The organism is Burkholderia sp. SRS-25 (genome assembly GCF_004343765.1).
Taxonomy (GTDB): Bacteria; Pseudomonadota; Gammaproteobacteria; order Burkholderiales; family Burkholderiaceae; genus Burkholderia; species Burkholderia contaminans.
The window spans coordinates 1-17,261 of record NZ_PTXM01000045.1 but is presented as its reverse complement, the minus strand read 5'-3'; the positions used below and the strand labels follow the sequence as shown (position 1 = coordinate 17,261).

18 protein-coding genes are annotated in these 17,261 nt (G+C 65.8%); 4 read left to right on the top strand and 14 right to left on the bottom strand.

The window, feature by feature from the left end; all coding sequences use genetic code 11:
* Nucleotides 1-131: 131 nt before the first annotated feature.
* The gene (locus C5O79_RS37490) at nt 132-728 is read left to right on the top strand and encodes an NAD(P)H-dependent oxidoreductase (protein WP_039362334.1); all 597 of its coding nucleotides are present in this window, start codon (nt 132-134) and stop codon (nt 726-728) included.
* Between the two features lie 118 nt (nt 729-846).
* Here C5O79_RS37490 and C5O79_RS37485 read toward each other — a convergent pair whose 3' ends face one another.
* The 8 genes from C5O79_RS37485 to rpe form a co-directional block, all read right to left on the bottom strand.
* Nucleotides 847-1,752, bottom strand: a complete 906-nt coding sequence (locus C5O79_RS37485) for a uracil-DNA glycosylase (RefSeq protein WP_122473538.1) — start codon at nt 1,750-1,752, stop codon at nt 847-849.
* A 12-nt stretch (nt 1,753-1,764) separates the two neighbouring features.
* Complete coding sequence (locus C5O79_RS37480; RefSeq protein ID WP_122473539.1) at nt 1,765-2,391, bottom strand: CYTH domain-containing protein; 627 nt, start codon at nt 2,389-2,391, stop codon at nt 1,765-1,767.
* The gene (gene trpC, locus C5O79_RS37475; protein WP_122473540.1) at nt 2,391-3,176 is read right to left on the bottom strand and encodes an indole-3-glycerol phosphate synthase TrpC; all 786 of its coding nucleotides are present in this window, start codon (nt 3,174-3,176) and stop codon (nt 2,391-2,393) included. The genes C5O79_RS37480 and trpC overlap by 1 nt, the downstream gene beginning before the upstream one ends.
* Nucleotides 3,177-3,205: 29 nt before the next feature.
* Entirely contained in the window at nt 3,206-4,237 is a 1,032-nt protein-coding gene (trpD, locus tag C5O79_RS37470; RefSeq protein WP_027788472.1) for an anthranilate phosphoribosyltransferase, read from the bottom strand.
* A gap of 13 nt (nt 4,238-4,250) precedes the next feature.
* Nucleotides 4,251-4,841 carry an aminodeoxychorismate/anthranilate synthase component II gene (locus tag C5O79_RS37465; RefSeq protein WP_046544855.1) on the bottom strand — a complete coding sequence of 197 codons (591 nt, stop codon included), beginning with the start codon at nt 4,839-4,841 and terminating at the stop codon, nt 4,251-4,253.
* A 13-nt stretch (nt 4,842-4,854) separates the two neighbouring features.
* Complete coding sequence (gene trpE / locus C5O79_RS37460) at nt 4,855-6,348, bottom strand: anthranilate synthase component I (RefSeq protein ID WP_039362349.1); 1,494 nt, start codon at nt 6,346-6,348, stop codon at nt 4,855-4,857.
* Between the two features lie 357 nt (nt 6,349-6,705).
* Nucleotides 6,706-7,470: a phosphoglycolate phosphatase gene (locus tag C5O79_RS37455; protein ID WP_047851585.1), complete on the bottom strand. Its 765-nt coding sequence runs from the start codon at nt 7,468-7,470 to the stop codon at nt 6,706-6,708.
* Nucleotides 7,471-7,474: 4 nt separating this feature from the next.
* Entirely contained in the window at nt 7,475-8,161 is a 687-nt protein-coding gene (gene rpe / locus C5O79_RS37450; protein ID WP_011883156.1) for a ribulose-phosphate 3-epimerase, read from the bottom strand.
* A gap of 178 nt (nt 8,162-8,339) precedes the next feature.
* On the opposite strand from rpe, the gene apaG reads away from it, so the two are divergent.
* Nucleotides 8,340-8,714, top strand: coding sequence for a Co2+/Mg2+ efflux protein ApaG (apaG, locus tag C5O79_RS37445; protein ID WP_011350820.1), 375 nt, complete (start codon nt 8,340-8,342; stop codon nt 8,712-8,714).
* Between the two features lie 22 nt (nt 8,715-8,736).
* On the opposite strand, the gene C5O79_RS38905 is transcribed toward apaG, so the two are convergent.
* On the bottom strand, nt 8,737-8,868 hold the full coding sequence (locus C5O79_RS38905; protein WP_039362355.1) for a hypothetical protein: 132 nt from the start codon (nt 8,866-8,868) through the stop codon (nt 8,737-8,739).
* Nucleotides 8,869-8,896: 28 nt separating this feature from the next.
* Between C5O79_RS38905 and C5O79_RS37440 the strand changes: the two genes are divergently transcribed.
* The gene (locus C5O79_RS37440) at nt 8,897-10,021 is read left to right on the top strand and encodes an MltA domain-containing protein (RefSeq protein ID WP_039362357.1); all 1,125 of its coding nucleotides are present in this window, start codon (nt 8,897-8,899) and stop codon (nt 10,019-10,021) included.
* A 264-nt stretch (nt 10,022-10,285) separates the two neighbouring features.
* Here C5O79_RS37440 and paaK read toward each other — a convergent pair whose 3' ends face one another.
* The 5 genes from paaK to paaN all read right to left on the bottom strand — a co-directional run bounded on the left by paaK (nt 10,286) and on the right by paaN (nt 15,910).
* Complete coding sequence (paaK, locus tag C5O79_RS37435; RefSeq protein ID WP_122473541.1) at nt 10,286-11,584, bottom strand: phenylacetate--CoA ligase PaaK; 1,299 nt, start codon at nt 11,582-11,584, stop codon at nt 10,286-10,288.
* 38 nt (nt 11,585-11,622) lie between these two features.
* On the bottom strand, nt 11,623-12,075 hold the full coding sequence (gene paaI, locus C5O79_RS37430) for a hydroxyphenylacetyl-CoA thioesterase PaaI (RefSeq protein WP_071335534.1): 453 nt from the start codon (nt 12,073-12,075) through the stop codon (nt 11,623-11,625).
* Between the two features lies 1 nt (nt 12,076).
* Nucleotides 12,077-12,868, bottom strand: a complete 792-nt coding sequence (gene paaG, locus C5O79_RS37425) for a 2-(1,2-epoxy-1,2-dihydrophenyl)acetyl-CoA isomerase PaaG (RefSeq protein WP_047851589.1) — start codon at nt 12,866-12,868, stop codon at nt 12,077-12,079.
* Between the two features lie 45 nt (nt 12,869-12,913).
* The gene (gene pcaF / locus C5O79_RS37420; protein ID WP_047851590.1) at nt 12,914-14,116 is read right to left on the bottom strand and encodes a 3-oxoadipyl-CoA thiolase; all 1,203 of its coding nucleotides are present in this window, start codon (nt 14,114-14,116) and stop codon (nt 12,914-12,916) included.
* Between the two features lie 87 nt (nt 14,117-14,203).
* Complete coding sequence (gene paaN / locus C5O79_RS37415; protein ID WP_131932293.1) at nt 14,204-15,910, bottom strand: phenylacetic acid degradation protein PaaN; 1,707 nt, start codon at nt 15,908-15,910, stop codon at nt 14,204-14,206.
* Nucleotides 15,911-16,039: 129 nt separating this feature from the next.
* Here paaN and C5O79_RS37410 point away from each other — a divergent pair, with 129 nt between their 5' ends.
* Entirely contained in the window at nt 16,040-16,816 is a 777-nt protein-coding gene (locus tag C5O79_RS37410; RefSeq protein ID WP_131932291.1) for an enoyl-CoA hydratase, read from the top strand.
* Nucleotides 16,817-17,261 lie beyond the last annotated feature (445 nt).

Sequence of the window (17,261 nt, the reverse complement as noted above, 5' to 3'; positions counted from 1 at the left end):
TCGGGGGCACGATCAACGATTGTTCTGCTGCTGCAACAATGCGTCGCCCTGAGCCCGCTTTTTCGCAGTCATGCGGCCACGCACAATGGCGTCACTCGCGCTACCAAAGCGCAACCCTACTGGAGCCTGACATGACGACCATTCTGCAAATCAATTCCGCGGCACGTTCGCAAGGTGCGCAATCCACGCTGCTGGCCAACGAACTGACGGCAAAGCTGCAACAATCGAACCCCGGCGCGAACGTCGTGGTTCGCGACCTGCTGGCCGACGCGCTGCCGCACCTCGACGAATCGGTGCTCGGCGCGTTCTTCACGCCGGCCGACAAGCGCACCGCGGAACAGAATGCGATCGTCGCGAAGAGCGATGCACTGATCGCCGAGCTGCAAGCTGCCGACATCATCGTGATCGGCGCACCGATGTACAACTTCGGCATCTCGTCGCAACTGAAGACGTACTTCGACTGGATCGCTCGTGCAGGCGTCACGTTCCGCTACACCGAGAACGGTCCGGAAGGCCTGATCAAGGGCAAGAAGGTTCACGTGGTGACGGCCCGTGGCGGCAAGTACGCCGGTACGCCGAACGACAGCCAGACCCCGTACCTGCGCACGTTCCTCGGCTTCGTCGGCATGACCGACGTGAACTTCATCTTCGCGGAAGGCCTGAACCTCGGCGCGGATGCGCAAAGCGCAGCGCTGGCCGGCGCACGCGAAGCGATCGCCGCCGCGTAAGGTTGAAGCGGGTGAGCTGCACCCGCCGCATCGTCCGATAAAAAAACGCCGCGTCCCGAAAGGGCGCGGCGTTTTTGCATGCCGGCTCGCGTGGCCGAAAGAATCGGCGGTGCGGCGGTTACGCGAGCGTTTCCGCCACTTCAGGCAGGCGCCAGTCGATCGGTTCGCGGCCTGCCTCGACCAGATAGTCGTTTGCGAGCGCGAAATGGCGGCAGCCGAGGAAGCCGCGGTGCGCGGACAGCGGCGACGGATGCGGCGCCTCGAGCACGCGATGCGCGCTGGCGTCGAACAGCGCACGCTTCGCCTGCGCGTGTGCGCCCCACAGCATGAAGACGAGCCCCTGATGGCGGCCGGCGAGTTCTCGGATCAGCGTGTCCGTGCATTGCTCCCAGCCGCGCTTCGCATGGCTCGCGGCGGCACCGCGCTCGACCGTCAGCACCGTGTTGAGCAGCAGCACGCCCTGGCGCGCCCAAGTGTCGAGGCAGCCGTGGCGCGGCGTGTCATGGCCGAAGTTCGCGGCGATTTCCTTGAAGATGTTGCGCAGCGACGGCGGTGTGCGCACGGCCGGCGGCACCGAGAACGCGAGCCCGTGCGCCTGCGGCGTGCCGCGATCGTCGCCGTGGTACGGATCCTGGCCGAGGATCACGACTTTTACGTCGTCCGGGCTCGTCAGGCGCAGCGCGCGGAACACGTCGGTCGGGTAGACCGTCTTGCCGGCCGCACGCTCGTCATCGACGAAGCGGCACAGCGGCGCGTACGCGTCGCTGTCGGTAAAGGGTTTCAGCACGTCTCGCCAGACGGGCGGCAGCGCGTCGAATTGCGCGGCGAGGTGCGGAACGTCGGCGGCAACGGGCTGCGGTGCCGCGGGGGCTGCAGCCGGAGCCGCAGCTTTCTTTGCGGGCGTGCGTCCGGCCGCGGGCGCTTCGGGCGCCGGGGGCGGAATATCGGCCGGTGCCGTTTCCGGCACGGGATCATCGAACAGCGACGCCTGTTGCGGCGCGCGGGAAGTCTTGCGGGTTGCCATGCGTGATGCGGGTTATTGCGCGCGCAGCCGGTAGCCGCGCTGCGCCTTGCTGATGTTTTCGGGAACGAGGCCCGGCAGCGCTTGCTGCAATTCGGCGGCGAGCGTTGCAAGCGCCGCCTCCGGGCCGTCGATCAGTTCGAGTTCGATTTCGCTGATCGGTTCGCGGCGCGTTTCGTGTTCCGCCTGGACGACGATCTCGCCGAGGTCCACCGCGGCTTCGACCGTTGCGCCGCCGATTGCGATGCGCCACAGCGTACGCGAAAAATCCGTGCGGAACAGCGCCGACAGCTTGCCGGCCGCGTCATTCAGTGCGGCGGCGGCTTCCGGCACGTCGCAGGCCGCGACGAGCGCTTCGATCTCGAGCGCGTCGCCGGCGACCGGCAGCTCCCATTCGTGGCGCCGATGCAGGCCGCCTTCCGCGCTGCCGACCGTCTTGAACGTCTGCAGCCAGCCTTGCGGCGCGCGGCGCACGCGCACCGCGCTTTTCGAACGGGCGAGCGCGAGATCGGGTGTGTCGTAATAGACGTTCGCGAGCGTGATGTCGCGACCGGGTTCGCCGGTCAGCGTCTCGAAGAAGCGTCGTGCGGCGTCGGCCTGGCCGGCCGGCAGCGCGAGCTTGATTTCCTTTTCGATCGCCATCAGAAGAACATCCGTGCGAGCTCTTCGCCAGGCTGGTCGGCACGCATGAACGCTTCGCCGACGAGGAACGTGTTCACGTTCGCCGCACGCATCGTGTCGACGTCGGTGCGCGACAGGATGCCCGATTCGGTCACGACGATGCGGTCCGCCGGAATCATGTCGAGCATGTCGAGCGTGGTCTGGATCGACGTCTCGAACGTGCGCAGGTTGCGGTTGTTGATGCCGAGCAGCGGCGTCTTGAGCGTCAGCGCCTGCTCCATCTCGTTGCGGTTGTGTACTTCGACCAGCACCGCGAGGCCGAGCGAGTGCGCATACGCTTCGAGATCCTGCATCAGCGGCGTGTCGAGCGCGGCGGCGATCAGCAGGATCGCGTCGGCGCCCATCGCGCGCGCTTCGATGATCTGGTACGCGTCGACGATGAAGTCCTTGCGCAGCACCGGCAGCGTGCAGGCCGCGCGCGCTTCCTCGAGATAGCGGACGCTGCCCTGGAAGAACTGCTCGTCGGTCAGCACCGACAGGCACGCGGCGCCGTGCGCCGCATACGAGCGCGCGATATCGGCCGGCACGAAATGCTCGCGCAGCACACCCTTCGACGGGCTGGCCTTCTTGATTTCGGCAATCACGGCTGCGCGGCCGGCCGCATGCTTCGCACGCAATGCGCCGACGAAGTCGCGCAGGTCGCGTGCGGAAGCTTCCAGTTTCAGTGCCTCGAGCGGCGCGCTGCGCATGGCCGCCGCGACTTCTTCGCGCTTGACGGCGATGATTCGGTCGAGAATGTCGCTCATGTGGATTCCTGCTTGATTCGTAAAGGGAGTCAGCGTTTGAACTGCTGCGTGAAGCGCACGAGTTCGTCGACTTTCGCGCGGGCCTTGCCGCTCGCGATCGCTTCGCGGGCCAGCTGGATGCCGTCCGCGATCGATTCGGCGACGTTCGCCGCATAGAGCGCGGTGCCCGCGTTCAGCGTGACGATCTCGCGCGCGACGCCCGGCTGGTTGTCCAGCGCGCCGAGCAGCATCGTGCGCGATTCGTCGGCATTTTCCACCTTCAGCGTGCGGTTCGACACCATCTGCAGGCCGAAGTCTTCCGGATGGATCTCGTATTCGTGCACCTTGCCGTCGCGCAGCTCGCCGACGAGCGTCGCCGCGCCGAGCGATACCTCGTCCATCCCGTCCTTGCCGTAGACGACGAGCACGTGCTGCGCGCCCAGACGCTGCATCACACGCACCTGGATGCCGACGAGGTCGGGGTGGAACACGCCCATCAGCTGGTTCGGTGCGCCGGCCGGGTTGGTCAGCGGACCGAGGATGTTGAAGATCGTGCGCACGCCGAGCTCGCGGCGCACGGCTGCGATGTTTTTCATCGCCGGGTGATGGTTCGGCGCGAACATGAAGCCCATGCCCGTTTCGGCGATCGATGCGGCAACCTGCTCCGACTGCAGGTCGATGTTCACGCCGAGCGCCTCGAGCACGTCGGCGCTGCCGGACTTGCTCGATACGCCGCGGTTGCCGTGCTTCGCGACTTTCGCGCCGGCCGCGGCCGTGACGAACATCGATGCGGTCGAGATGTTGAACGTGTGCGAGCCGTCGCCGCCGGTGCCGACGATGTCGACGAAGTTCGAGTTGTCCTGCACCTCGACGTGGTTCGCGAATTCGCGCATCACGGTCGCGGCGGCGGCGATCTCGCCGATCGTTTCCTTCTTCACGCGCAGCCCGGTGATGATCGCGGCCGCCATCACGGGCGACATGTCGCCGCGCATGATGAGCCGCATCAGGTGCAGCATCTCGTCGTGGAAGATTTCGCGGTGTTCGATCGTGCGCTGCAGCGCTTCCTGCGGGGTAATCGTCATCGTGATGCTCCCGTCAGGCGGCTTGCGCGGCCGCGGCGCGTGCCTGTTTCAGGAAATTCTCGAGCAGCGCGTGGCCATGCTCGGACAGGATCGATTCCGGGTGGAACTGCACGCCCTCGATCGGCAGCGTCTTGTGGCGCACGCCCATGATTTCGCCGTCGTCGGTCCAGGCGGACACCTCGAGGCAGTCGGGCAGCGATTCGCGCTCGATCGCGAGCGAGTGATAGCGCGTGACGTCGAAGTGCTTCGGCAGGTCGGCGAATACGCCGCGGCAGTCGGTTTCGATCTTGCTTACCTTGCCGTGCATGATGGTCTTCGCGCGCACGACACGGCCGCCGAAGGCCTCGCCGATCGCCTGATGGCCGAGGCACACGCCGAGGATCGGCTTCTTGCCCGCGAATTCCTTCAGCACGTCGAGCGTGATGCCCGCGTGCTGCGGATTGCTCGGGCCGGGCGACAGGCAGATCGCATCGGGGTTCAGGCTCGCGATTTCGTCGAGCGTGATTTCGTCGTTGCGGTAGGTGCGCACATCCTCGCCGAGTTCGCCGAAGTACTGGACCAGGTTGTAGGTAAACGAGTCGTAGTTGTCGATCATGAGCAGCATGGTCAGTCTCCGGTCAGAAGTCGCTATCGAGGCCGTCCTGGACCTGTTCGGCCGCACGCAGCACCGCGCGCGCCTTGTTCTCGGTCTCTTGCCATTCGGATTCGGGCACCGAATCCGCGACGACACCGGCCGCCGCTTGCACATACAGGTTGCCGTTGTGAATCAGGCCCGTGCGGATCGCGATCGCGAGATCCATCTCGCCCGAGAACGACAGGTAGCCGACGGCCCCACCGTACAGGCCGCGCTTGACCGGCTCCAGTTCGTCGATCAGTTCCATCGCACGGACCTTCGGCGCGCCGGACAGCGTGCCGGCCGGGAACGTCGCGCGCAGCACGTCGTAGTTCGTCATGCCGGGCTTCAGCTTGCCTTCGACCGAGCTGACGATGTGCTGCACGTGCGAGTATTTCTCGATGACCATCTGGTCCGTTACGTGCACCGAGCCGATTTCCGCGATGCGGCCGACGTCGTTGCGCGCGAGGTCGATCAGCATCACGTGCTCGGCGATCTCCTTCGGATCGTTGAGCAGCTCGGTCGCGAGTTCCGCGTCGCGCTCGGGCGTGTTGCCGCGCGGTCGCGTGCCTGCGAGCGGGCGAATCGTGACGATCTGGTCTTCGCCGCGCTTTTCCTGGCGCACGAGGATTTCCGGCGATGCGCCGACCACGTGGAAATCGCCGAAGTTGTAGTAGTACATGTACGGCGACGGGTTCAGCGAACGCAGCGCGCGATACAGCGACAGCGGATTGTCGCGGTACGGTTTCGTCAGACGCTGGCCGACCTGGATCTGCATCAGTTCGCCTGCAGCGATGTATTCCTTCGCCTGGCGCACGGCGGCCAGATAGTCGTCCTTCTTGAACTCGCGGAATGTCTCGGTGCGCACGCTCGCCGACGTAACGGGCGGCTGCACGGTCGTGCGCAGGCGCTGCTTCAGTTCGCGCAGGCGCTGTTTCGCCTTCGTATAGGCTTCGGCCTGGCTCGGGTCCGCGTAGATGATCAGGTACAGCTTGCCGGCGAGGTTGTCGATGACCGCGACTTCCTCGGTCAGCAGCAACTGGATGTCGGGCAGGCCGAGGTCGTCGCGCGGCGCGGTATTCGCGAGCTTCTTTTCGATGTAGCGCACCGCGTCGTAGCCGAAATAGCCGGCGAGACCGCCGCAGAAGCGCGGCAGGCCCGGGCGCTGCGCCACCTTGAAGCGCGCCTGGAACGATTCGATGAACTGGAACGGGTCGCCGTCATGTGTCTCGACGACCTGGCCGTCGCGCACGACTTCCGACACGCCGTTGCGGGTCCGTACGAGCGTACGGGCGGGCAGGCCGATGAACGAATAGCGGCCGAAACGTTCACCGCCCACCACCGATTCGAGCAGGAACGAGTTGGCGCCCGAGCGTTCGGGCTGGGCCAGCTTCAGGTAGAGGGACAGCGGCGTTTCGAGATCGGCGAGGGCTTCCGCGATCAGCGGGATGCGATTGTAGCCTTCGTTCGCGAGCGATTGAAATTCGAGTTCGGTCATGTTCCGGTCCTGTTCGGGACGAGCGGCGCGTGCGCCAGGGATCATTTGACGCTGCGCGGGTTGCCGTCGGCGAAAGGGCGGTCGATCGAGAAGTGCCTGTTGCCGGCCGGCACTCCGGGCGCGAACGTCGCGAGCCTGCGGCCGCGCCTGAACGCAAGCGTTCGAACACGGTAGAACTCGAGGTGGTGCGACGATCGGCGCGCGGATGCGCAGCGAGATAAAAAACGGCGCTGAAGACGTGCTTCAGCGTACCTCATCGAAGAGGTTAGCGCGACCAGCGACGCCAGGGCCAGGCTCCCCGGTCGATGCTGCTCAGACTCCGTTTTTTATTCAGAAACATGCAGATGGAAGAAATAATCAGAGGGTTGGCCGGCCGGCGTTGTGCGCGGAGATCGCGCGAGCTGCGACCAGCAACGAATCGACTATACCATCCGAATTTATCGTTTGTATAGCTTTGCCATGGTTGTAGCCGTACGGCACCGTCAGCGTCGCCATCCCGGCCGCGCGGCCGGCAAGCGCATCGTTTTCCGAGTCGCCGATCGCGACTGCCGCATCCGGTGCGATGCCGAGCGCGTTGCAGGCCGTCAGCATCGGCAGCGGATCGGGCTTCTTGCGCGCGACGCTGTCGCCGCCGAGCACGATGCCGAAGCAATCGGCCAGCCCGTACTGCTCGAGCAGTTCGACCGCGAAGCGATGCGGCTTGTTCGTCACGCACGCGAGCCGGATGCCCGCTGCGCGCAGCGCGTCGAGACCGGCGACCACGTCCGGATAGAGGCGCGTGTGGCGGCCGTTGATCTTCGCGTACTCGGCCTGGTAGATCGCCAGCGCGTCGTCGAAGCGCGCGTGCGCTTCGTCGGCCGGGAAACGCGGCTTCAGCACGCTCTGGATCAGGTGTTCGGAGCCCTTGCCGACGTAGCCGATCACCTCGTCGCGCGACGTGGCCGGCGCGCCGAGCTGCGCGAGCATCCCGTTCAGGCCGGCCGTGAAATCGTCGGCCGTATCGACCATCGTGCCGTCGAGATCGATCAGCGCCGCGTCGATGCGCGGTGCAGCGAAGCGGATCGGGGCGGCTTCCGGTGCGGCCCCGGCCGGCGCATGACCGGCGAGCGACGAGTCGGCCACGGTGTCAGCTCCGCTCGACGGTCGCGAGTGCGGCGCGCATCTCGTCGATCACCTTGCGGTAGTCCGGCTTGCCGAAGATCGCCGAACCCGCGACGAAGGTGTCGGCACCGGCTGCCGCGATTTCCGCGATGTTGTCGGTCTTCACGCCGCCGTCGACTTCGAGCAGGATCTCGCGGCCGGTGCGCTCGGTGTACGCGTCGATGCGTGCGCGTGCTTCGCGCAGCTTGTTCAGCGTTTCCGGAATGAACGACTGGCCGCCGAAGCCCGGGTTGACCGACATCAGCAGCACGAAGTCGAGGCGATCCATCACGTGGTCGAGGTAGTTCAGCGGCGTGGCCGGGTTGAACACGAGGCCGGCCTTGCAGCCGTGGTCGCGGATCAGCGACAGCGTGCGGTCGATGTGATCGGAGCCTTCCGGGTGGAAGCTGATCAGGTTTGCACCGGCCTTCGCAAAATCGGGCACGATCCGGTCGACCGGGCGCACCATCAGGTGCACGTCGATCGGAACTTGCACGTGCGGGCGGATCGCTTCGCACACGAGCGGGCCGATGGTCAGGTTCGGCACGTAATGGTTGTCCATCACGTCGAAGTGGATCCAGTCGGCGCCGGCGGCGACCACGTTGCGGACTTCTTCGCCGAGCCGTGCGAAATCGGCCGACAGGATGCTGGGAGCGATGCGGAATTGGGTCATGGCAGGGGAGCGGGGACGTTGCGGCGCAAAACCGCCATTCTACCGTCCGGCGACCCGGTGCGCGGCGGCAGGCCGTGCGGTCGAGGCCGGATTGCGCATAGAATGCCGAACCAATGCGGCGCGCCCGCGGCCCCGTTGCCGATGCCGGCACGGGCGGTCATCTTCCAGCGGAAACACCATGAGTCAGTATCAATTCACCGTTTCGGTGAAAACCAGCTACTTGCCGGAACAATCCGACCCCGATCGCCGTCAATACGCATTCGCGTACACGCTGACGATCCGCAACACGGGACAGGTCGCGGCGCAACTGATCGCGCGTCACTGGATCATCACGGACAGCGAGAACCACGTGCAGGAAGTGAAGGGTCTCGGCGTTGTCGGGCACCAGCCGCTGCTGCAGCCGGGCGAGCACTTCGAGTACACGAGCTGGGCCGTGATCGCGACGCCGGTCGGCACGATGCGCGGCGCGTACTTCTGCGTGGCGGAGGACGGCGAGCGCTTCGAGGCGCCGGTCGACGAGTTCGCACTGCACATGCCGCGCACGCTGCATTGAGCGTGCGGAGTGCGTCAGGGTGTCAGCGCGGCTTGCGGGCGTGCTTTTTTCTGCCCGACGACGTCCACACGACGATGAAGATCAGCAGGGCGAGCGCTACGAAGGCTTCGAGCGCGAAGATGAGCATCGGATATTGGTCGAGAAAATCTGACATGGCGGTTTCCATCAAGAACGGACATTGTATGTGGTTTGGGCCCCGGGTGGCCGGGTGGGTCGCTGCTGTTGCCGCGGCGGCGCTGCTTGCGGCGTGCGGTGGCGCGCCGACGCGGACTTCGTCGCTGAAGCCGCCGACCGGCTCGGCGATCGTGCCGGGTCAGGTCGCCGCGAAGCGGCTCACGCCGGTCGCGTGGCAGCAGGTGCCGGGCTGGCAGGACGATTCGCTGCTCGGCGCAACCGCCGCGCTGCGGCAGAACTGCGTGCGGCTTGCGCGCCAGCCGGCCTGGGCCCGCGCCTGCGCGGCCGCCGACCGGCTCGACGAGCTCGACGTCAGCAGTGCACGCACGTTCTTCGAAACGTATTTCACACCGTTCCAGCTTGCGAACACCGACGGTACGCTCGACGGGCTCGTGACCGGCTATTACGAGCCGCTGCTGCACGGTTCGCGCGTGCGTCGCGGTCCGTATCAGTACGCGCTCTACCGCTGGCCGGCCGGTTATCGTGCGGGCGCCGCGCTCCCGGCGCGCGCGCAGCTCGAGCGCGCCGGCATCCTGAACGGCAACGAACTCGTGTGGGTCGACGACCCGATCGAAGCGTTCTTCCTGCAGGTGCAGGGCTCGGGGCGCGTGCTGCTCGACGACGGCTCGGTGATGCGGGTCGGCTTCGGCGGCACGAACAACCAGCCGTACCGCTCGATCGGCAAGTGGCTGCTCGATCGTGGCGAGCTGACGCCCGCTCAGGCGACGATGCAGGGCATCAAGGCGTGGGCGAAGGCGAACCCGAACCGGGTCGACGCGTTGCTCGACACGAACCCACGGTTCGTGTTCTTCCGCGACATGCCGACCAAGGAAGATGCACCGCACGGCGGCGCGGACGGCCCGATCGGCGCACTGGGCGTGCCGCTGACGCCGGAGCGTTCGATCGCCGTCGACCCGTCGTCGATCCCGCTCGGCACCCCGGTGTTCCTGCAGACCACGCGCCCGCTGACGAATACGCCGATGAACCGGCTCGTGTTCGCGCAGGATACGGGTTCCGCGATCAAGGGCGGCGTGCGGGCCGACTATTTCTGGGGGCTCGGCGACGATGCAGGCGATCAGGCCGGGCGGATGAAGCAGGTCGGCCGGATGTGGCTGCTGTTCCCGAATTCGTGATGTGACACGGCGCGGGTGGCCGGGGTCGCTCGGGTCGCCGCCGATGCGGTAGACGCGGCATTCGTGGAAGCGGTGGTGTGCGTGGGGCGCGTCGCTCTGGCGGTGAGGGCGCACGTGCAGTGTCAGCTTTCGTGATGCGTTTGTTGCGTCGGCGGGTGCCCCAAGGCGTCCCGGAATGAAACAGCCCGATCGGCGTTGGCCGATCGGGCTGTTTCATTTGCAGCCACGGATTCGCTGCGCGTAATCAACGCGCGGCGATTTTCGTCAGCCCTTGCGCTTGTCGACGACGCGTCGTGCCTTGCCGACCGACCGCTCGATCGCGTTCACGGGCAGCACGTTGATCACGGCCGTCACGCCGATCAGCGACTTGATGTCGTGTGCGAGCGCCTGCTTTGCCGCATGGATCGCCGCCGTATCGGGTGCTGTCTCGGGGCAAGGCTCGACATTGAGCGTCATGACGTCGAGCGGGCCTTCCTTCGTCAGCACGATCTGATAGTGCGGGGCGAGCGCGCGCTGTTTGAGCAACTGCTCCTCGATTTGCGTCGGGAACACGTTGACGCCGCGCACGATCATCATGTCGTCCGAGCGTCCCGTGATCTTCTCCATCCGGCGCATCGTTCGGGCAGTGCCGGGCAACAGCCGCGTGAGGTCGCGGGTCCGGTAGCGGACGATCGGCAGCGCCTCCTTCGTCAGCGACGTGAACACGAGCTCGCCGAGTTCGCCGTCCGGAAGCACTTCGCCGGTTTCAGGGTCGATGATTTCCGGATAGAAGTGGTCTTCCCAGATGGTCGGACCGTCCTTGGTCTCGACGCATTCGGACGCGACGCCGGGGCCCATCACTTCGGACAATCCGTAAATGTCGACCGCGTCGATGCCCATCCGCTGCTCGATCGCGACGCGCATGTCGTTGGTCCAGGGTTCCGCGCCGAAGATGCCGATGCGCAGCGAACTCTGCACGGGATCGAGGCCCTGGCGCTCGATTTCGTCGGCGATCGACAGCATGTAGCTCGGCGTCACCATGATGATGTCGGGCCGGAAATCCTGGATCAGCTGTACCTGCTTCTCGGTCTGGCCGCCACCGAACGGGATCACGGTCAGCCCTGCGCGTTCGGCGCCGTAGTGCGCGCCGAGCCCGCCCGTGAACAAGCCATAACCGTAGCTGACGTGCACCTTGTCGCCGCGGCGCGCACCGGCGGCGCGGATCGAGCGCGCGACGAGATTCGCCCATGTGTCGATGTCCCCGGCCGTATAGCCGACGACCGTCGGCTTGCCGGTGGTGCCCGACGACGCATGAATGCGCGAGATCTGGTCCTGCGGCACCGCGAACATCCCGAACGGGTAACTGTCGCGCAGGTCGCTCTTCGTCGTGAACGGGAAGCGCGACAGGTCGGCGAGCGCCTTCAGGTCGTCCGGGTGGACGCCCGCGTCGTCGAATTTGCGACGATAGACGGGGGAGTGGTCATACGCATGCCGGAGCGACCACTTGAGGCGCTCGAGCTGCAGCGCGGTCAGCTCGTCGCGTGAGGCGGTCTCGATCGGCTCGAGTGGTAGCGGGGTAGTCATGCATGTCTCCAGTGTTTGTTATGTGCGAGCCGTTGACGTCAGCGGTCTTCCGGGATGACCGTGCCCTTGATCTGGGCGGATTTGCCGCGAAACATCGCGACGGTTTCGCCGGTCTGGTTCGTGACGCGGATGTCGTAGATGCCCTGGCGGCCGGCGCGCGCCTGCTCGATCGCTTCGGCCGTCAGCACGTCGTCGCCGTGCACGGGGCGCAGGAATTCGATCGAGCAGCCGGCCGCGACGGTATTCACGTTGTACGAGTTGCACGCGAACGCGAACGTCGAATCGGCCAGCGTGAAAATGATCCCGCCATGGCAGGTCTGATGCCCGTTCAGGAATTCGGGCCGCACGCGCATCTGCAGGCGCGCGTAGCCGGCGCGGACTTCGGCGATTTCCATCCCGAACGCGCGGCTGCATGCGTCGGCGTCGTACATCGCCCGCGCGGTGGCGCGGGCGAGCGCATCGGGGTCGAGCGTGGCAGTGGCGTTTGTCATCTCAACGCCCCTCGAAGCGCGGCGCGCGTTTCTCGATGAATGCCTTCACGCCTTCTGCGTAGTCGTGCGACTGGCCGAGCATGCGCTGCAGGTCGCGTTCCATGTCGAGTTGCTGGTCGAGCGTGTTCGTGACACTTGCACGCATCGATTGCTTGATCGATGCGATCGCGAGCGTCGGCTGCTGCGCGAGCTGGGCGGCAAGCTGGCGGGCTGACGCAGCGAGCGTGTCGTCGTCGACCGCGCGCCAGATCAAGCCCCACTGCTCGGCCTGTTCTGCCCCGAGCTTGTCGCCGGTCAGCGCGAGCCCCAGCGCGCGTGCCATGCCGACGCGTTGCGGCAGGAACCAGGTACCTCCCGAATCGGGCACGAGACCGATCTTGACGAAGGCCTGAATGAAGCTGCTCGAGCGGGCGGCGAACACGAGATCGCAGGCGAGCGCGAGGTTCGCACCGGCACCTGCCGCCGTGCCGTTGACGGCGGCGATCACCGGAATCGGCAGACGCTGCAGGCGGCGGATCAGGGGATTGAAGTGCTCGTCGATCAGCATGCCGAGATCGGTGGACGCGCCCGGCGTGAAGTCGAGATCGGCCAGATCCTGGCCCGCGCAGAAGCCGCGCCCCGCACCTGTCAGGATCAGCGCGCGCGCGCCGGCTGCCTCGACATCATCGAGTGCCGACTGCAGCTCGCGATGCATCGCCCGCGTAAAGCTGTTCAGCTTGTCGGGGCGGTTGAGGGTAATCGTGGCGACGTTCGAGGCCTGATCGATTTCCAGCTGAATCGCCTGATAGGACATGCAGTGTCTCCTTCATGACTTCGTTATAGGCGCGCGATGCGTCGGTTACACGCGTTCGATCGCGAGTGCGATGCCCTGGCCGACGCCGATGCACATCGTACAGAGCGCAAAGCGGCCGCCCGTACGCTCGAGTTGATGGAGCGCCGTGGTCACGAGCCGGGCGCCCGACGCGCCGAGCGGATGTCCCAGTGCGATCGCACCGCCGTTCGGGTTCACGCGTGGATCGTCGTCGGCGACGCCGAGCATGCGCAGCACCGCGAGACCTTGCGACGCGAACGCCTCGTTCAGCTCGATTACGTCGAACTGGTCGATGGTCATGCCGAGCTGGCGCAGCAGTTTTTGCGTGGCCGGCGCGGGCCCGATGCCCATCACGCGCGGCGCGACGCCGGCTGTCGCCATGCCGACGACACGTGCGCGGCGGCGCAGGCCGTACTCGTCGGCTGCTTGCGCATTGGCGAGCAGTAGCGCGCACGCACCGTCGTTGACGCCCGATGCGTTGCCGGCCGTCACCGAGCCGTCCGGGCGCACGACGCCCTTCAGCTTCGCGAGCGCTTCGAGCGATGTCTCGCGCGGATGCTCGTCGCGCGAGACGACCACCGGATCGCCTTTCTTCTGCGGAATCGTGACGGCAACGATTTCGTCGGCGAGCGTGCCGTCCTGCTGCGCGCGCGCGGCCTTCTGCTGGCTGCGCAGCGCGAACAGGTCCTGATCTGCACGGCTGATGCTGTAGTCGACCGCAACGTTTTCGGCCGTCTCCGGCATCGAATCGACGCCGTGCAGCTGTTTCATCAGCGGATTGACGAAGCGCCAGCCGATCGTCGTATCGTAGATGTCGGCCTGGCGCGCGAATGCGCTCGTGGCCTTGCCCATCACGAACGGCGCACGCGTCATGCTCTCGACGCCGCCCGCGATCATCAGGCGGGCCTCGCCCGCCTTGATCGCGCGCGCGGCTGTGCCGACCGCGTCCATCCCGGAGCCGCACAACCGGTTCAGCGTCGTGCCGGGCACGTCGGTCGGCAGGCCCGCAAGCAGCGCCGACATGCGCGCGACGTTCCGGTTGTCTTCGCCGGCCTGGTTCGCGCAGCCGTAGATCACGTCGTCGATCGCCGTCCAGTCGACGTCACGGTTGCGCTCGATGAGCGCCTTGAGCGGCACCGCACCGAGGTCGTCAGCACGGACATCTTTCAGGGCGCCGCCGTAGCGGCCGATGGGAGTGCGAATCGCGTCGCAGATATAGGCGTCTGTCATGGGCGTATCGATGAGCAACGAACCCGCCGGGTGGCGGATTCGTTCATGGTAGAGAACGTGGCGGCGTTTGCACGTCGGCCATTCGGGTTATGCCGGTTGGCCGGCTTCCACAGGAGCAGTCTTCGGGGCAACATGGACACGGCTTTGCACCACGCGGAACCGGTTGGCGACGAACGCCGGGTCGGCCAGCGCAGCGTTGGCTGCCGGGTTCGCGCCCGTGCCGTGGAAATCCGAGAACGCTGCCGACTGGTTCACGAACACACCGCCCGTCAGGTTGATCGACAGCGCGACTCCACCGCGCACCGCCGTGTCGTGGGCGGCGTCGACGATCGCATCGTCGGTGCTGTAGACGGAGAGGGTCAGCGCGCCGTGCTCCGCTGCGATTTCACCGGCGAGGTCGAGCGACTGCGCGGTCGAGTCGGTCGCGATTACGAACGAGATCGGGCCGAACCATTCCTGCGTGAATTTCTCGCGATCGGCCACGTCGAGTTGCAGCACGAGCGGTGTGCGCACGCGGGCGTCAGGGAACGCAGGGTGCTGGAGGGTCAGGCTGTCGGCGAGCACGCGGCCGAGCTGGCGGGCGTCGTCGATGCGTGCCGTCACGCCTTCGTTCTGGATTGCGCCGATCAGTTCGACCGAGCGTGCCGGGTCGCCGGTAAGTTTTTGCACAGCAATGGCGATTGCCTGTGCGACCTCGTCGAAGCTTGCATGGCCGTCCGCCGTCCGGATGCCGTCGCGCGGCACGTAGATGTTCTGCGGTGCCGTGCACATCTGGCCGGAGTACAGCGCCAGCGAGAACGCGATGTTCTTGGCGACGGCCTTCAGGTCGTCGGTCGAGTCGATCACGATCTGGTTGACGCCGGCCTTCTCTGTATAGACCTGTGCCTGGTGGGCATGGCGTTCGAGCCACGTGCCGTTTTGCGTGCTGCCGGTGAAGTCGATCAGCTTGATCTCGGGGCGCAGCGCGAGGTCCTGGACGAGCGTGCCGTCGTTGGGTTCGGTCGCGAGGAGCGTGACGACGTTTGGATCGAAACCGGCTTCGCGCAGCACGTCGCGAGCGATCCGGACGGTGATGGCGAGCGGCAGGATCGCGCCCGGATGCGGTTTGACGATCACGGTGTTGCCGGTTGCGAGATCGGCGAACAGGCCCGGGTAGCCGTTCCAGGTCGGGAACGTGCAGCAGCCGAGCACAAGCCCGGTGCCGCGCGGGATGATCGTGTAGCGCTTGTGCATTGTGAGCGGCGGGTTCTTGCCTTGCGGCTTTTCCCAGTGCGCGTCGGCCGGGATGCGGCGCAGTTCGTCCCATGCATAGGCAACCGCTTCGAGCGCACGATCTTGTGCGTGTGGGCCGCCGGCCTGAAACGCCATCATGAATGCCTGCCCCGTGGTGTGCATCACGCTGTAAGCGATTTCGAAGCTGGCGCGATTCAGGCGCGCGAGGATTTCGAGGCTGACGCCGATCCAGGCGCTCGGGCCGGCTTCGCGCCACGAGCGTTGTGCTGCCGCAGCGGCGGCGATCAGTTCGTCAGGCGTCGACTTCGGATACCGGATGCCCAGTGAAATGCCGTACGGCGACCGCTCTGCGCCGACCGTTTCTCCGGATGCCGGCTGGTCGAGCGCGAACGTCTTGTCGAGGTGCGACTTGAACGTGGCTTCGCCATCTGCGTTCGCGCTTTCCCCGTACACTTTGGGGCTCGGCATTTCGGCGAACGGGCTCCAGTACCCGCGGCTCTCGATGGCGGCGAGTGCGTGTTTCAGCGTGTCTTCGTGCTTCGTGAACAGTGCATGGGTCATGGCGGCAGCCTGATGGACGTTGAGAGGGGTTGGATCGATTAATTAACCGACCGGTTGGTCGGAGAATGGTAGCATCAAACTATTCGCATGTGCGAGGCGTTTCTCATTTCATTGATCGAGGAGAAATAGATGGCTTACGAGAACATCCTGGTGGAGACCCGGGGGCGTGTCGGGCTGGTTACGCTGAACCGTCCGAAGGCGCTGAATGCGCTGAACGATGCACTGATGGATGAACTGGGTGCCGCGCTGAAGGCGTTCGATGCGGACGACGGCATCGGTGCGATCGTCGTGACCGGGAGCGAGAAGGCGTTCGCGGCTGGTGCGGACATCGGCATGATGGCGACCTACTCCTATATGGATGTCTACCGGGGCGACTACATCACGCGCAACTGGGAGACGGTCCGCGAGATCCGCAAGCCGATCATTGCCGCGGTCTCGGGCTTTGCGCTGGGCGGTGGCTGCGAGCTGGCCATGATGTGCGACATCATCTTCGCGGCGGACACGGCCAAGTTCGGCCAGCCGGAAATCAAGCTGGGCGTCATGCCGGGTGCGGGAGGCACGCAGCGCTTGCCGCGCGCGGTGTCGAAAGCGAAGGCAATGGACATGTGCCTGACGGCCCGCTTCATGGATGCTGCCGAAGCGGAGCGCGCGGGGCTCGTGTCGCGCGTGCTGCCGGCCGACACGCTGCTCGACGAGGCGCTTGCCGCCGCGGCGACGATCGCCGAGTTTTCGCTGCCGGCGGTCATGATGGTCAAGGAGTCGGTGAACCGTGCGTACGAGACGACACTGGCCGAAGGCGTCCACTTCGAGCGTCGGCTGTTCCATTCGCTGTTCGCGACTGAAGACCAGAAGGAAGGGATGGCGGCATTCGTCGAAAAACGAAAGCCAGCGTTCAAGCACCGCTGATTGGGCTGCTTAGGTCGTTGGCCGGCGACGGGGCGGTATCGGTCGTCGGCGTGATTGTCAGGCCCGTCGAGCCCGAAGCCCCCGTGCGCGTCGGCGCACGGGGGCTTTTTCAAAATATTTTCACAAAGGGGCTTGCGTAGTTGGGGGCGGGTGCTTAGAATCACGCCTCTTTCGCGCTAACGGAAACACGGCGCGGGAGAAAGGAAGCAGGGTGGGTGGTGTGCTGGAGTCTGGAGCGCGCAGCCGGCCTGGAAGTTGAGCCCCGCAGTCGCAACGATGTAGTGTAAAAAGTTGTTGACGAACTGCGAAACACGGTTCATAATCTCGCTTCTCTGCTGCTGAAAACGCAGCGCTGCCGGGAAACACGAAGTTCCTCGCAGAATGCTCTTTAAAAATTAACAGCCGATAAGTGTGGGCGCTTGATGGAAGCGAGCTGATCCTCGGA